The sequence below is a fragment of the Pseudoalteromonas amylolytica genome (assembly GCF_001854605.1).
In the GTDB taxonomy this organism is placed as follows: domain Bacteria; phylum Pseudomonadota; class Gammaproteobacteria; order Enterobacterales; family Alteromonadaceae; genus Pseudoalteromonas; species Pseudoalteromonas amylolytica.
Map to the genome: position 1 here is coordinate 127,145 of NZ_MKJU01000031.1, position 16,857 is coordinate 144,001.

The 16,857-nt window shown below is 44.8% G+C and carries 12 protein-coding genes; 3 read left to right on the forward strand and 9 right to left on the reverse strand.

What is annotated here, in order from left to right; genetic code table 11:
- Positions 1-3 precede the first annotated feature (3 nt).
- Positions 4-378, forward strand: coding sequence for a PH domain-containing protein (locus tag BET10_RS18315; RefSeq protein WP_070987135.1), 375 nt, complete (start codon positions 4-6; stop codon positions 376-378).
- A gap of 56 nt (positions 379-434) precedes the next feature.
- Here BET10_RS18315 and sohB read toward each other — a convergent pair whose 3' ends face one another.
- Entirely contained in the window at positions 435-1,439 is a 1,005-nt protein-coding gene (gene sohB, locus BET10_RS18320; protein ID WP_070987136.1) for a protease SohB, read from the reverse strand.
- 79 nt (positions 1,440-1,518) lie between these two features.
- Complete coding sequence (locus tag BET10_RS18325) at positions 1,519-3,954, reverse strand: VolA/Pla-1 family phospholipase (protein WP_070987137.1); 2,436 nt, start codon at positions 3,952-3,954, stop codon at positions 1,519-1,521.
- A 186-nt stretch (positions 3,955-4,140) separates the two neighbouring features.
- On the opposite strand from BET10_RS18325, the gene BET10_RS18330 reads away from it, so the two are divergent.
- Together BET10_RS18330 and BET10_RS18335 are read left to right on the forward strand one after the other, a co-directional pair.
- A complete protein-coding gene (locus BET10_RS18330; RefSeq protein WP_070987138.1) occupies positions 4,141-4,884 on the forward strand; it encodes a YciK family oxidoreductase in 744 nt (247 codons plus the stop codon).
- Positions 4,885-5,173: 289 nt separating this feature from the next.
- Positions 5,174-5,887 (forward strand): metal-dependent hydrolase, encoded by a 714-nt coding sequence (locus tag BET10_RS18335; protein ID WP_070987139.1) that lies wholly within the window; start codon positions 5,174-5,176, stop codon positions 5,885-5,887.
- Positions 5,888-5,934: 47 nt separating this feature from the next.
- Here BET10_RS18335 and BET10_RS18340 read toward each other — a convergent pair whose 3' ends face one another.
- The 7 genes from BET10_RS18340 to BET10_RS18370 form a co-directional block, all read right to left on the reverse strand.
- Positions 5,935-8,034, reverse strand: a complete 2,100-nt coding sequence (locus BET10_RS18340; RefSeq protein ID WP_070987140.1) for a TonB-dependent receptor — start codon at positions 8,032-8,034, stop codon at positions 5,935-5,937.
- Positions 8,035-8,077: 43 nt separating this feature from the next.
- A complete protein-coding gene (locus tag BET10_RS18345) occupies positions 8,078-8,509 on the reverse strand; it encodes a ParB N-terminal domain-containing protein (RefSeq protein ID WP_083330607.1) in 432 nt (143 codons plus the stop codon).
- Between the two features lie 81 nt (positions 8,510-8,590).
- Positions 8,591-9,769, reverse strand: coding sequence for a type III PLP-dependent enzyme (locus BET10_RS18350; protein ID WP_170829179.1), 1,179 nt, complete (start codon positions 9,767-9,769; stop codon positions 8,591-8,593).
- Positions 9,766-10,539 (reverse strand): HpcH/HpaI aldolase family protein, encoded by a 774-nt coding sequence (locus BET10_RS18355; RefSeq protein WP_070987141.1) that lies wholly within the window; start codon positions 10,537-10,539, stop codon positions 9,766-9,768. Before BET10_RS18355 ends, BET10_RS18350 begins: the two co-directional genes overlap by 4 nt.
- Entirely contained in the window at positions 10,536-13,949 is a 3,414-nt protein-coding gene (locus tag BET10_RS18360) for an IucA/IucC family protein (RefSeq protein WP_070987142.1), read from the reverse strand. Before BET10_RS18360 ends, BET10_RS18355 begins: the two co-directional genes overlap by 4 nt.
- Positions 13,946-15,136 carry an MFS transporter gene (locus BET10_RS18365; protein ID WP_070987143.1) on the reverse strand — a complete coding sequence of 397 codons (1,191 nt, stop codon included), beginning with the start codon at positions 15,134-15,136 and terminating at the stop codon, positions 13,946-13,948. Before BET10_RS18365 ends, BET10_RS18360 begins: the two co-directional genes overlap by 4 nt.
- Positions 15,120-16,796 carry an IucA/IucC family protein gene (locus tag BET10_RS18370; protein ID WP_070987144.1) on the reverse strand — a complete coding sequence of 559 codons (1,677 nt, stop codon included), beginning with the start codon at positions 16,794-16,796 and terminating at the stop codon, positions 15,120-15,122. The genes BET10_RS18365 and BET10_RS18370 overlap by 17 nt, the downstream gene beginning before the upstream one ends.
- Positions 16,797-16,857: the final 61 nt, after the last annotated feature.

Below are 16,857 nucleotides of genomic sequence, written 5' to 3' on the forward strand. Positions count from 1 at the left end.
ATGATGGGATTATTAAGCGGTATTTTAGGAAATGCCAGTGAAGTCGATCACGATAAACTGGATGCGTTACTTAAAGATACACTAATCGAAGGCGAACATATTGAAAAAGCATATCAAGTCATTCGAGACATGTTTGTGTTTTCAAATAAACGGCTGTTGCTCATTGATAAACAGGGAGTGACCGGCTCGAAGGTTGAGGTCCTCAGTATTCCATATAACAAAATCACCAAGTTCAGTAAAGAAAGCGCAGGTCACTTCGACTTAGACGCAGAGCTAAAAATCTGGGTTGGCTCAGATCCCACACCTATCTGTAAAGAATTTAAAGCTGGCGATAATATTAACGAAGTTTACCGAATTATCAGCACTTACTCTCTTTAATAATAAGCACTTGGCTTTAACCAAGTGCATATTTAAAAAGTAGTTTATGTGTTTACCTACAGGCGAGCATTGTTAACTTTTGACCACAAGGATACACCGACCCTTTCAAGCGCGGCACTAAAGCCCAATCCTACTTTCTCTGACAGCGTCTTTTTACCTCTATAAGTAACCTTGAAGAGTTGGTGCGTCTTGTCTAAAGACATCAACACGTCATCACTGGTACTAATTTCATCTACCAGATTGAATGACTTGGCATATGTTGCAAACCAGTGCTCCCCTGTCGCGACCTTAGATATATCAAGCTGAGGTCTATGTTCTGCAACGAAAGATTTAAACAGGCCATGTGTGTGCTCGATTTCTTCTTTGAACTTTTCGCGCCCTTTCTCAGTGTTTTCACCAAACATAGTCAATGTACGCTTATATTCACCAGCTGTGATCTGTTCAAAGTCAACATCGTTCTTTTTGAGAATTTTATTAAAGTTTGGAATTTGCGCCAACACTCCAATCGAACCGACGATCGCAAAAGGTGCTGCAATGATTTTATCGGCAACACAAGCCATCATATAGCCACCACTTGCCGCCACCTTATCTACACAAACCGTAAGTGGTAAGCCGTGCAGCTTTACGCGATTCAGCTGAGAAGCAGCTAAACCATAACCATGGACGACTCCACCGCCGCTTTCTACATTCACTACCACTTGGTCTTTACTTTTATCAGCGATAGTCAAAATTGCGCTAATCTCCTCGCGTAAATTTTTAACTTCATGAGCATCTAAGCTGCCGATAAAATCCACCACAAAGACTTTGCCCTCGTCCTGCTCGTCCTGTTGTTTTTTTAATGCTTTATGATAAGCCTTGAGTTCCTTTTTATCTAAAGCTTGCTCAACAAAACGCCCTTTGGTTTGCTGCATTTGCTTTGACAAATCTTTCAGCTCAACTTCTCCTGATTCATTCTTCGACTTTTGCCCTGCGCCAACAATCAACGCTACAACAACGCCTATCGCAACAACTAGCGTGACAGCTTTCGCCAAAAACAAACCATACTCAAATAAAAATGCCAACGTTGACTCCTTTGAAAACTAGCAATAAACCATAAAAAAAGCCGCTTAACAGCGGCTTCTCATCTTGACTCAATAACTATTAATTAGCAATAACTGCAGAGTTAGTTATCTGCAAGTAAAGCCCTTTTGATTTCAAGAAAGACGCAATTTGTGTTTGCATTTCAACTGCGGCCATGGCATGGCCTTGAGGCGTCCCACCGGTATTTTCACGCATTGACGTTGTCAATGATGAAGCATGGTTACCTTGACTAAAGTTAACAACATAACTCATAGGGGTTTCTGAGAGCTGTGTTGTAGATACAGTTTGTAAACCCATCAAGTTAGCCATAGGTGTACCGCCCGATAAAGGGTTTGCTGTGGTCGGCGGAATAACTGTATCCGCTTTGTTACCGTCAACTCCACCTGTGATCAAACTCATGTAAACCGGAGTTTGTACAGCTTGAACAAGGCTTGCATAGTTACCCGGGTCGCCGCTCTCTAACACGGTCTGAGCTGCATAAACAAACTGTTGAATAATACTTTGAACCGCTGCCAGTGATTGAGTATCGCCAGTTTCTGCTAGGTGCTTGGTATAAGCCACAAACGCACATGGCGCTACCGCAGATAGGTATGCAGGATCTTGTGGATTAGGCTCGATACCTTCAACAGGGCAAACGGACGCAGCATTCGTTGCAATAAAGATGATAAATGCCTTAGATGCTAAATTGTTAGCCGCTAATAAAACAGAACCTTTTACGAACGGGCCGAACTCTTCTGACTCAGCTAAGAAACTCGCGATGCCACTACCGCCACTTGCCAGTGCTGCACTTTGTACTTTAAATAACGGGTCAACTTGTGGGTCAAGCGGTAAGTTCGCATGAGCAATAAAGCTTGGTGCAACTATAGCCCCCAACGATTGACCAAAATAGCTAACTTGCATCGGGTTCAAACCCAGCGCAGGATTCACAAAGTTCAACCCTAAACGTAAGCCAAGTAAATCCACTGCTGACTGGCGCAAGTTGTCACGTGCAACAAGTAAAGAAGTCAGGTTCATGTAAGATAGCACTGACCCTTTTGATGCATTGAAATCATCAGTACCATCACCGTCAATATCTAAACCTCGCTCACCGTGCATTGGGTGGTCAATCGCAACCGTTGCAAAGCCTTGCGAGCTTAACGCGAGTGTCAGGCCCAACATTGCCTCTTTGTTTGAGGTAATGCCGTGCTGAAGAATAACCACAGGCCAGCCTGTTGTTGGTTGTTCAATACCAAATAGCTCAGGGATTGGCTTCGTAATTTGTACAGGCACATTCGCTAGCCACTGAACTTGTGGAATCGTGTTGTACTTGGTTAGGAAGCGTGTTGTATCTAGACCGAAATCACGTAGTACGCCACTTGACATCGCCGCACAGGCCGCATCGTTAGTATCCGCTTGTGGCTCAGGCAATGTGCCACCAATCGCCGCTTTATAACCTAATACCGCTACAGCACTATCACACTGAGCGCGCCAGTAAGTATCTGCGGCACTGCTGATGTCAGTAGTTGCAGGCTTAGCGGAATACATAGGCAATTGGATACTACCACGCATGTATTGAACAGCCTGAAATGGTGCGAGCGTTGCTGGGTCAGTGATCACCGCAGATAACACATCAGCTACGGTCATCATAGGTTGATCTGGTACAACTACTTTCGGGTTAGTGCCTTGTGCAAGGCTGGCTGCCATTAGCTTTTTAACAGTGCCAACAACGGGTCCAACTGATTGCATCGTAGCCGCAGCGGTATAAATAATATTCTCTTTGGCTAAGTCACCACCACTTGTTACCGCACTCTCATAACTTTTAATCACAGCTTGTAGTGCGATTTGCGTGTCTGTCACTAATGGTGCATCTTGACGCAGTAAAGTGTAAGTCGAAGAAGGTTTAATGGCACGTCCATCAGCCATGGTTAACGAATCAGTCAGCACCGTGATATACGTCTTGCCCGCTTTAAACGGCTTCAGTGGCTGGATCACAATACCATCGCCACTGTCATTTAAAACAGATACGAAATCGCCTGTCATGCCATTTTCAAGCTCACCAACTAGGCGACACGCGATACCTGCCGGTACAGCCGCACATTGTTCATCGCTTTGACTGGCGCCCATAACCACTTCAAAAATACGCACTGATTGCGGGTCGCTAGCAGCTTGTGCACTGACAGACTGTCCCGCTGGTACATTTAAATCGATCACATATGGCATTTGTGTAGACCAGCCATCTTGCGCGCCCAACGCCAATGATGGAGACGAATAATGTGCACGCGTTACCGCTGGGTTGCCATTTTCATCAAGTTCACCTGGTAGATTAAGGGTGCCATCTTTTGTACCACTCAAAAGCAAATCGTTAGGAACAGAAATAACACTGTTTGATGGGTCAAATTTAATGGAAACTGAAGGCAGTACTGGGGTTGAATCTTTTTTTACATCTTCTAATGTTTCACCGCCACCACAGCCGACGAGGACTGAAGAAACCGCGAGTGAGAGTAGCATTTTTTTCATTTTATAGGCTCCGACATAATCTTATTATTCTTAGTGCTCTAATTCGTTAAAACTATGTAATTTTGTTTTTAATAAGACATTAGACCAGTTAAAGTTAACGTAAAGTGTAGCCTTTCGCCACCTATATTTACAATAAATTCGATAACTTGTGGTAAAATGTCGAAAATTTACCAGTTGAGGTTGAAAATGCACGATTATATAGCCGCGGCTAATGCCTTAGAGAACAAAACAATTTTAGTAACCGGTGCTGGTGATGGTATCGGTAGAGTGGCTGCAATCACTTATGCTAAGCACGGTGCAACCGTAATTTTACTTGGCAAAACTACCAAAAAACTTGAGTGTGTCTATGATGAAATTGTCAACGCAGGTTATCCTCAACCGGCAATTGTACCGCTAGATATGCGTGGGGCCACTAAACAAAATTATCGCGACTTAGCAGCCACCATTGAGCAACAGTTCGGTAAATTAGACGGATTACTCAATAATGCATCAATTTTAGGTTCCTTGGGGCCGCTTGAGCACTTTTGCGTTTCTACCTTTGAGAACATTATGAAGGTCAACGTAACAGCACAGGCGATGATCACCAAATATATGTTCCCACTACTACGAAAAGCGCCCAATGCGTCAATCATCTTTACCTCGTCAGGTGTTGGTCGTCAGGGTCGTGAGTTTTGGGGTCCTTACGCTATTTCTAAGTTTGCTACAGAAGGCATGATGCAAACATGGGCATCAGAGGTTGGAAAAACCAATATCCGTATTAACTGTATCAACCCCGGTGCGACGCGCACAAGCATGCGTGCATCAGCATTCCCTGGTGAAGATAAAGACAGTCTAAAAACCCCTGAGCAACTTATGCCAACCTATTTATATTTGATGAGTGATGATTCAACTTCGGTGAATGGCCAATCAATTGATGCTCAACCAAAATAACTTCTCCTTTAGATAGTTATAAGGCAAGTTACCAGTGAAGTGATGACACCTTGTGTGGTCATCACTTTATATCTCCACCTCTTATCCTTGTACATATCATCTTCATTTACACTTTCTCATACTCGATAGTTACCCTACTCGTGCTTGCTTATGCTTAACGGTTAAACAGCAAAGGTCAATCTTATAATGTGATACAAGAATAGCTTTTTGCAAAATCTAATATTGCGTTAAAATCCAAAACTTGCATAACAGCTCTAGGTAAAGCACCTCATAATGATTAAGGATATTTGTGGCAAATTTTGAAACTCATTTTAAAGGCTCTGTAGTCACCAGCGCTGCGCTCGGTTCAGTTATTCTAGCTACCTCTTCTGCTACCCCAACCGATACGCTATTACTTTTTGTGATTGGCAGTTTGGCGGGGTTGTTACCCGATTTAGATGCGGATAAATCCCGTTCACTTAACTGCCTATTCACCGTGTTTGCGCTGTGTATTGGGATCTGTCTGCCCGTGATATGGTCGTTGAACTCATTAACTGAAATTTGGCTCAGTGCGATTAGCGTATATCTAGTCTTAATGTATGCGGTAAAACCCATATTTGAGCGCTTTACCATTCACCGCGGTGCGAGTCACTCTTTATTGAATGTGGTAATGATAACGCTGCTGGCTGTCAACCTTGCTATTTTAAGTGGTAAGTCTAGCCACTTCGCTCTGTTGTGTGGTGTGGCAGTCATCGTGGGTATGCTTACTCATCTGATTTTAGATGAGTGTTACAGTGTCGATATCAATAACAATGATATAAAAGCCTCATTTGGCAGTGCGCTCAAACCCATGGCCATTAACTCGCCGATGGCGTGCCTATTGCAGTTAGCTGTGATTGGATTGTCAATTTATATGTTGATACCACACCAAGAGGCTTTGCTAGGTGCAGTTAAAGGCTGGCATTATGAGTTAGCAAAACTTCCGCTGTTACCGAACGCTGACATAATACAAAGATGGTTATAGTAGCAAAAAGGCTGCCGAGTGGCAGCCTAAGGGAGATTTGCTCGGTATTACCACACGATGCGATATTTAACCGAGAAGGTGCGACCGCGACCAGGAATTGAACTGCTGTTATTACCATTACGTTGTAACTGGCTGTATACTGGGAAGTATTGATTATTGAACAAGTTCTCAATGCCCACTGTCACAGTGCCCTGCTCAAGCTCAATTTGAGAGTTAAAATCAACCAAGGTATAGCTTTCAACGTCTCTTCGACCAAATGCGTTTTCACCTTCTAAGCGATAGTCTTTGCTGCCACTGTGCATAAAAGTCAGATTTGTGCGCCAACTGCTGGTGAGATCATAGTTTAACTGCGCGGTCAGCTTGCTTGGTGCAATGCTAAAGCCGTTCATTTGTTGGAATTGTTCCGCGTTTTGCGCTTTTTCGTCACCATTGGCTTTGCTGTAGCTCAAGTCCATGCTCAAGTTATTGGTCATGTCCCATGAAGATGCGATTTCAAAACCGTCAATCTCAACTTGGTTACGACTGATTGAAAGACCCATGCCTTCGCTCTTAACACGACCTAAGTCAGATTTAGAAACAAAATACGCTGCGCTGAAGCTTAAAGACCCCAATTCCCCACGCCAACCAATTTCGCGATCTGTTGACTCAATGGGTTGTAATGATGACTGACTTAAATCAAACTGGCTGCTAGCGTAACGGATCTGTAAGCCAATATCAGGCAACTCGTATCCTTCATTGAATGCAACATATACTGTATGGTTATCATTGATATCGTATGTCACACCAAGATTGTAAACCGTTGAGCTATAATCATAACTACTACCAGAAATAGCAACCGCTTGTCCAAGGGTTGTAAAGTCATCAAAGCTGGCATCAATGCGCTCGGCTCGAAGACCTGCTTCAACACCAAGTTGCTCCGTCACGTTAGCACGCGCTTGAGCGAATGCCGCTAAAGTACGGTGGCTAATTTCTGGCACAAAAGCTTTGTCACCCGTTTCTTTGAACACTAAATAGCCGCTATTGTCGTAAACTTCGCCGTCATATGTAGTAACAGGCATTTCACTGCGCTCGTCTTGTGCGTCAAAACCCCAATCTAGTTCTAGGTTTTCACTGAGCTGGCTGTTTACAGTAAGTTTAAGACCTAAGTTTGTGCTCTCTAAATACGTTTGCGCCAAGTGATTCCAAGTAGCATAAGGACGACCATCGAATGGTGCAAAACGTGCGTCATAATCACGGAAATAGAATTGCGCAGACAGTTTATTATTTTCACTCAGTTGGTTTTGATAACCAACATTAAAAACCAAGTTGTTGATCTGATTTTGCTTATCCAGCTGTAGGCCTTTGATAGACTGAGCTTTGTTGATATAAGGTAACGCTTTCACAGTTGGGTCTGAGGCATAGTCAGTGTCTTGCTCAAGTACGTAACTTAATACTGATAAAGATAAAGATTGCGCATCCCATGTCTTCGACACCTTTGCATCAAAACTGTAGATATCACTGTCAAAGCTATCGCCCTGACTTGGCTCAACCGCGATACGATCACCATCAGCGTCTGAAAAGCTATCAACATTTTCATAGCTTGCGCCAACACGATATTGCCAGTCATTTACTTGACCAACAAACGATTGTGCTAGCGTGTAAGCTCCATTTTTCACTTCAATACTTGATGCAATTTCAGACGCCTGTTGTCCACCCTTAGTATAAATATAGATAACGCCACCTGTTGCACCGCTACCATATAGCGCATTACCACCACGGAAGATCTCTACTCGTTCAACTTGTGCTGGATGCAGGTTGTGCAAATCACGAGAGATATTGCGATTGGTGTTCATAGGTACACCATCAATCAGTACTAAGGCATTACGACCACGTAGTGTTGTACCAAAGTTTGTTAATGCTGGTGTTGGAGGTGCCATACCCGGAACCGTTTTAGCCAATACTTCAGCAATGTTTTGTGCGCTAGAGAATTGCGTACGCAACATTTGCTCATCAATCACTGAAACATTGCGAGCGATAGAGTTTAAGTCGGAAGCCATGCGCTGTGCACGGATCTCTACATGTTCAATATCGTCAGCTAATACAGTATGCGAAACACCAGCTAACAACGCGGTAACACTCACACAGAGCAGAGATTTTTTAAGAAGCATTTTAGTCCTTATACTAATAAGTATTATTATTTATATTTAAAAGTTAAATTCTGAGTGCATGATAATCTAACTGATAACTATTATCAATAAGCAACTTAAGTGAAATATTGCAATTTGGTAAAGGACGAACAAATTGATGGCGCGTGCTTTTAGCTGGCAAACGTTGTCCTGCCTGTGCATGCTCGATAACACACTTAGGTGTTAAAGCTCTGCTCGGATGAGTGCTAATGAACTCGACTTCATCATAATCCAGCAAAATACAAGGAACTTTTGCCAAACCCAAACGACACGCAACCAAGTGTCTATGATGACCATCCATGATAGACCCAGAAAGTCTATCCACGGTGATTGGTACGCGCCAAATCTGCTCATGTAACACTTTTTGCTGTAGCCACTCTACGCGTTCAGGGATCACCTCTTCATTAGGCTTGAGATCTTGCGGTGACATAAAATGTATTGATTTATCTAGTGGCATAACATAGCTTCCTTATACGTTGATTCAATTTAAATTTTGCGCAGCGGATACTGACCGCAGCAGCCGCTGCTGCACCGAAGGTTACAAATACACTCTTTGTGGATGAGGGTGAGATAAAAAGTCGTGGTGAGAAATATGCCAACCATACGCACCCGCTTTTTCAAAAACGATGATATCGCCCGCACGCAAGCGCTCTACCACTACCCCTTTGGCTAGCACATCTTTAGGCGTACAGAGTTCTCCACATAAGGTCACTGGCGCATCGTTTAACTCAGGCCTAGTAAATGGATAGGGCCACTCTTCTCGTGCAAGCACCCTAAATGGATGATTGTGCTGCCACGATGATGGCAACCTAAAGTGATGGTTACCACCTCGCAGCACCGCAAAGTTTTCACCATGATTACGCTTAACATCCGTCACCTCAGCCAAGTACACACCACAATAAGCACTGACAAAACGACCACATTCCATGGCAATATTTAGTTCTGGAAAACGCTTAAGCAATGCGCTTAGTTGCTCACAATAGCTTGACCAATCGAACGGGCGCTGCTGCTCTTGATAAGTAACACCTATGCCGCCACCTACATTGACGGTACTCAGCTCTAGGTCATATTGCTGTTGCCATTGCAGCGCAGTCGTTATGTATTTTTCAATCGCTTTGATCTGGGTATTTTCTTGTAAGTTATTAGAAATACAATGAAAGTGAAATCCAACAACACGTAAATTTGGATAACGACTTAGCTCAGAGAGCATGCCCTCAAGCTCGCTTTGCTCAATACCAAATTGGGTCGCCTTGCCAGCCATTTGTAATGTCGCATCGGGCAATGCAAAGCTTGGGTTAACTCTTAGTAGCACCTCAACTGTTTTTCCTTGCTCTTGAGCCAGCCAATTCAAGCGCTGCATTTGCAACTGACTTTCAAGATGATACAACGTGACATTATGCGCCAATGCCGCTGTTAGCTCAGTGATTGTTTTACCCGGGCCACCAAAAGCAATGGGGACGGTTTCACTCACTGCCCTAACCTTTTCTATTTCACCCATTGACGCAACTTCAAAACCATACACGTGCGGCAGTAACGCACGTAATACCTGCTCATCGCTATTGGCCTTAATGGCATAGTAAAATTGTACCGCTTCTGGCAATGGGTTAAGCAATGATTGAACATGCTCTGTTAAGCTATTTAAGTCGTATATAAAGGCGCAAACCTCTTGTTGTTGCTTAGCAACATACTCGTTTATTTTTTCAATGCTGACGGTCACTGTTCCAGCTCCTTTTTAAACTGCGCAATATGTGCTTTATGGGCGTTACGCATGATGCTTCTATCATCGCCTAGGACAAAATTGGTCACGCCACTTTGCTGCCATTGCGCCACAGCCTCAGTGGTGCGTGGAATTGCCATAAAACGGCTTTGTGCGTGCTCACATGCTTGAGCAATTTGTGTTACCGCAGCGCGTACACTTGGGTGCTGCGTTTGCCATGCAACGCCCAGAGATTGCGATAAGTCAGCGGCACCTTCAAGTACAGCGTCAACACCCAGTGTTGATGCTATCTGCAGTGCATTTTCAACCCCTAGTTGGGTCTCTATCATGGCGACCACCACGGTTTGTTTGTTCGCCTCAATCATGCTTTTGGCGAGATCTTTTGTTGCGTAGCTATTGAGCCGCGTGGAGTTTAATCCACGCATACCTAACGGCGCGTAGTAACAACGCTCCACCAGCAGCTGCGCCTGCTCTGGTGTTTCCACCATAGCGCAAACAATACCACTAGCGCCTGCATCCAAAAGCGGTGCGATTAGGTCATAGCGTCCTTGTGGGATCCGTACCAATACGTCCAACTCAGCGGCTCTTGCTGCCAACAAAGCGATTTCCACATCTTTTAAGCTATGCAAGGTGTGTTCTAAATCAAATATGATGAAGTCATAGCCCGCCAACGCTAGCTGCTCGATAGCCACTGCATCGGAAATAGAGCTAAACACCCCAAAGCATTGGTTTGACTGAGATAGCCGCTGCTTTAATCTAGGCTGACTCATTTTTTAACTCCAGAGTTTGCCTCAGCCAACGGGTTGCTCACTGACATGACGCGCAAACGCTGCTCTGGCATAAAGCGACGACAAGCCAATTGCTCTACGTCGATGTTCGGCGCAAAAAAGTCAAACATTTCGAAGCGCTCGTTAAGGTGAGAATGAGCACTTTGATAGCGTTCAATACGGCTGCGAACTAAATCCCAGAACGCCTCGCCATCCAATGCAAAGTGCTGCTCTATAAACCAACCCAGCTCAGCCAAATTCACAAAACACAATGCATCTTGAGTAAAGTCGCGCAGTTCATCTTTACAATCAGTCTGCAAGAATGAATTTGGGTTAACACGGGCATGCTCTGCTGGCGACTCAATAAGACTTGGCAACAGCTCTGGTTTATCAAGCAAAGCCACGCTAAATCTCACACCGTCATGAAAATCTTTCAATGCAGCCTGAACAGGTAAGCCTTGCCTGTGTACCAACAGCATGTTTTGTGCGTGAGACTCCATAGCCACACCATGCTGCCAAAGCATATGCATAACAGGTATATAAACATGGTCAACCAACGCACTTAGCCATGTTGTTAAACCATACTGTTCTACCCAAGGTGCAATCAATGGCTGGTCATCGATATCTAGCTGCATCAGTGCCGTCACTGGTACCACTGACTCTGGCGATTGTACATGCTGATAAACACTTTCACGCCAGATACAACCCAATGCACCATACTGCGCGCTAAGCATAGGTTGTGACAATACGCTAACCCCCGCCACCTCCTTGAGAATGATAGGTCGCGTGACCTGTTGCCAAGCATCATTGTCTTGCAGCAAGCTGCACAACCAATCGCTTATCATCCCCGCATTGGCAATGGTGTGTGGAGCCAACACTCTAGATGTTGAGGTATTGGTAATACTCAGCGCCAATTTAACAGACAACGCCGTTACATCACTGTAATCACTGAGCGTACGAATTGATTGCTGCGGCAAGTAACGATGGCCATCTATCTCAATTGGGTAAAGTCCTTGGCGCGACGCAAAGTAAATCTCGCCAATATGCTCCCACTGCCAAGGGTGCACAGGTAACAACATGACTTGATTTAGCGTTGTACCATAAGCCTTGAGTTGAGTTTCAATTTGCAACAACTGGCCATCATTAAAGTGATTCCGGGCTAGGCTCTGAGTGCTATAACCGCTTGCAAAATTGGCGCTCACCTGCTGTAGGTCAACAGCTAGCCAGCGCAAATGCATTGGCTTGGCAAGCTCAGGGCCGTAGTTGGCGTTATCCTTTAATGTAAAGCCTAATCGCGATTTAAAACTGGGGTGATAAAGATGACCATTACTTATTTTCGCTTCACACTGTGCATAATCCATATCTCTAATTGGTGTCTGTGGCTTTGCGGCCAAAACCTGACTATGCTTTTGCGTGGTATGATGTAACTCATCATAGAACCTAGACCATACGTCGGTTGGAGCGAGCTCTAACTTTGCTAAATCTACCATGACCTGCGCCAATGATAACCCACTAGTACGGCCACCCTGGTGACGCACTAACGTTGCATAATCAATGCGAATTCGCTCAAAATGAGCAGTTGTTCGCGCTATCACTTCATAGTGTGTTTGCTCATCCAAAGGCAACACTAGTTTATTGTTTTGCCAATGGTATGGGAGTACTTTTTCATACAGTAAAGCTTCAATTAGCTGGGTGACAACCCTTTGCTCTGCGCTCTTTTGATTCGACACGTGTGAGTCACTTTGATAACGCAATGGATTATCTATATTTACCCAAACAGGCGATTCGCCACAGCCATGTAGCGTACTGAGTAAGTTACCTTTTGCTGGTAATGTAGCGCTATCTAATAACGCCACGGCTTGGGGCTTTGCGATGTCATCGCTTGCTACATTCGCTAAAAACTCACGGGTGACAGACCAAAGCGTGTTTTCAGAAATGCCGTGGTTACGCGCTACAGCTGATAGTACATGTGCAATGTGATTAACCACCACGTAGTATTGGTAACGGAACCATGCTTCGTCTTCACTGTAACTGGCTGAGCTATTTGGATCTAAACTTGGCTGCCTGTGTGCTGAAACACTGCACCCTTCCATATCTCTGACCACCAGCATGCTTGGCCATCCATTCTCAAAGTACATCAACGCATTTTGTAGATGGGCCTCTAGACTCACGCCTGAGCTTGCGAACAATCTAAGCGTTGGTAATAGCGCAGCATCTAAGTACCCGTGCCACCACTGGCTTAGAAATGCCTCATTAACCGTGGTGTTATGTGCTTGCGCTGCACTACAAATAAAACCACTTAACGGCATTGTGCCTGTAATTGGCGACTCCTCTACTAACGCCGCTAGAATGCGCGTTTGCGCTTGCATGGATTCACTCAACCCTTGACGATATAGAACGGCAAATGACGCTGCCAACGCCTCATTGTTGATTGTTTGATAAGCAAGTTCTGGCAATAGCCTTAAACGTGCGATACCTTTTTCCAGTTGATTTTCAACGATAACTTCACTGGCATCGAGCGCGCGTTCCAAATGGCTTGGGGGATTATTACGTATAAAGTTAGTGATACGTACATCCAGTGCTAACTTCACGAATAAGCCTTGTTTTGGCGCAAACACCGTACGTACAGATGAAGTTGGCCACACCGTTTCCCCCATCGGCCCTAAAGAGATAATTTCATCTTCCTCTAGGTACGCTTTCACTGTTTCATCTTCTAGTAAGTGATTTGCTTGCCATGGATGACAAGGTAGCAGTTGGTAATCATCAAAACGCTCACCTAGCAAAGACTTTGCTTCCTCAAGCATAATCGGGTCTTGCGGTATCTGATAATCGCTGATCACACGCTGTTTATACAGTGCGGGAGATAATGCAAAATAATGTAGCTTAAATGCAGCGCCTAACTCTGGGCTATAGCGTGCTAAGTCTTCATCACTAAAACCTTGGCAGGCTTTTGAAGTGACATGAAATGGGTGACCAAGCAATAACCCCTGCTCCGCTGATACGAACTCATCACGCTGTGATGACTTGTTAGGTTGCTTTATCACTTCGTTAACATAGTGACGGCAGTAACGTACGCTGTTTGTCACTTTGTTGTAGAACTCATCCGCAGCCTCTTTAGTGCTCACTTGCGCCAATGCATTACACAAATGAACAAGCAAGACATTGATATCTTTAAGCTCTTTCGTTATACCCGATTCACAAATTGCCACCGGCATGTCATAGCTGTGATAACCGGTCATAGAATAGTGCTGTATATCAAACAACACCTGTAGGTCCTCTGACAAAGGTAATGCATATTGATAGCTGCCAGAATAACGACACTGCTCTAGGTCGATTTCTCGTTCGCGAATATATGTGTTGAGGTACTGTTCAACTAGCTTTGTGTCTAACAAAGCCCATTCCATCGTGTTCATTGTGTTTTTACCTTAAAATTAACTTGTTGTACTGATAGTAAAAAACTCACCAAAATTGCGGCGGCGATAAATAGTCCGGCGGTCAGCCAAAGCACACTGCTGGCGCCAAAATGAGCAAAGCAAAACGCAGCAGCAAAGGGGCCAACCAATTGCCCCACAACTTGGGCGCTTTTTGCACACCCTAATGCCTGACCTTGCTGCTCAGCAGGACTCAAGGTGCTAACTTGTAAAAATAAGCTTTGTGATTGGGTCGCGAAAAAGCCACCCTGTATGATGCGCAGTATGGCGATAAGCCAAAGCGACGATACAAAATCGATTAGCATGACTGAAAGTCCACAACCCAATGCGCCAAGGGCAAATGATTGTGCGCCAAACCCACCAGCATTGCGTCGTCCCCAAAAGCCTGCTAAGGCAAAGGTGCCACACCATGCCAGAGCGTGGATCACACCGATTTGGCTTGCGACATTTGAGCTTGGCCACTGTTGTGTCATGTACAGAGCAAAACCTACCACTAACGCAAAAGCGCCAGCCTGCGACAAAGCGCCAGCTATCAGCCAGCTCCATATCTGCGTTGAAAAACGACATTTATTGACTGGGCGTTGACGAGACTCAGAGATTTGAGGTTGTAGTACATCTTTATCAAGCAACCACATCAGCGCCAATAAACAGCTGACGGTCACACCAGCGGTAACGGCCAAAACGGTGTCCATACCTATCGTCTGTAGGCTATAGCCACCTACCAATGGGCCCAGCAAACACGCCAGTGAAATAGCTTGCTGCTGCATTCCCAGTTGATGGCCTTGTGGGGCAATCGTGGCGCGGCTAAAAAACAGTGTCAGCACTACGCCAATGCCCGAAAGTCCCAATAAAAATCGAGCCCCGATAAATAGCGTGATTGACTCAAACCACGCCATACCCAGCAAAGACAACACAAACAACACAAGCGCTACAACAAAGATATTCTTGTAGCGATAGCGGTCACCCAGCATACCGACCAAAGGCGCACTGAACAAAGCGCCAACAGCAGGAGCGGATAACGCTAACGCTGAATAAAAGCCTGAAACCGCCTGCTGATCACCTAATTGCTCTAAGTAAAGAGGTAATACAGGTATCAGCACCATTAATGAGAAAGTGACTAAAAATTGCGTGGCGAGTAGCAAATAAAGCGGCTTAGTTGGCGACGTCACTTGCCCTCTCCTGTCGATGCTGCCTAACCGATGACAGTGGGTTCTCGATAGTCGACATGGCGCTTGGCATGCCTGTCACGTCATCATCGGCGGCAAACAATGGTGCTAATACTGCTTTAAATGGCCAATATTTCGCATTCAATAAGCATTGCTCTGCCCACTTGGTAAATGTGTCGTCGTTGATTTGTGCAAGGCAAGTCTCTATATCTCTATACACAGTGCGCCAAAACACCTGCTCGTCTACTCCTTGCCCCACTGCTTTAGCAATAGGGTACAAGTTCACCTGCAGCCCCAACGTAATAAAGTATTTAGCCAACTCAGTAAGGTCCGGCAACACTAAAGTGTTAGGCGTATGCCAGTTGATTTGATAATCAGGTAAAGCTAATTGATTGGCGGTCAATTGCTTAGGGCAAATTCTAAGTGAGTCATGGTCACGCAGTACAAAGGTAAAGTCGTCGTGACTATTGATATAAAGAATAATATTTTGTCCATGACATTCTGGTGCCACACCATAGAACAAAAAGTTCAGCCCCATTTGTACAAAGCGCTGAGTTAAATTAGTAAAAAGCTGTTGGGTGTCCACACCCGCTTGAGCAAGCATCTGCCACGCTTGAGGGTGATTTAGCGCTGCCATAGAGAGTACAAACTGTTTGTTATGCGTCGGAAGGCAACGAAGTTGTACGCCTATCTCGCCTTTGCACTGCAACATATCTCGATGTGTACTTAGGCTCCACCACTGGCGTTCATCACACAATTGTACATTTTGTGCGAGTGTTTTTGAGCGCGATAGAATGTCCTGCAATAACGCATACGCGCAGTCACCATTATACAAATATCGAGGAGGCATGGTACGCATCGCCCCTAATGGCGTAGCACTGCTGGCCATTTTTATATGCTTTAGCGCGTCAGTTGGGTGACAAAAGGTACGTAGTGAACTGGTGGCAAGTCCAAGTTCAGACGTAAATTCTAAATCTCTGCTTGCTGGAATTTCACGTGCTACAGCCACCTGACTTAAAAGCATAGGTAATGCAATATAATCGTCGCTTAAATCAGCCAATTTGGCGTCTAAACGCAGCTGCTGAGTGTCGTCCAGTAGCAAGCGATATGCAGTATGTGATTGACGAGTAAATACCTGCTCTTTAGGGAAAGCCCACCATTGCACTTGCTGCTGGGTCCAATTTTCAAGCACAGTTTGCAAACTCGCTTTGGCATGGGCAAATGGGTGGTTAGGTCTGTCTATCACCAATGCTAGCCATTCAAATAAATCAGACGTTTGTGTAACAGGCGCTGACTGAGCTAATACGTTCACCGTCTGTACGACTTCATGCCACTTCGATAGGGTTCTTTGATTGTCACCCTCAGGCCACCAGTCTGATTCGATGAAATGGCTCATTAATGAAGTCAAAGACACCAATGTTGGCTGTAGATTCTGCTTTTGTATAGAAATGTCGGGGTCAGTTATAGCATAAGGAACCATATCCATAGGACGAAATTGACAGGTAAAAACCAGCTGGCTTTGCGAATCAAGACGCACCAATAGCTGACCTTGTTGATAGACACAGTGGCTTTTAAAGTCACCATAGTTTTCAAGATAAAGTGCAGCGATGAGTTTTTGCACCAGTGCAAAGCGGGGGTTATAAAGGTTAACCGATAAAGTCATTTCAACTCCTTTAAATCGCAAAGCCTTATAAAACTTTGCTCACACTCGGCTTAATATTCAG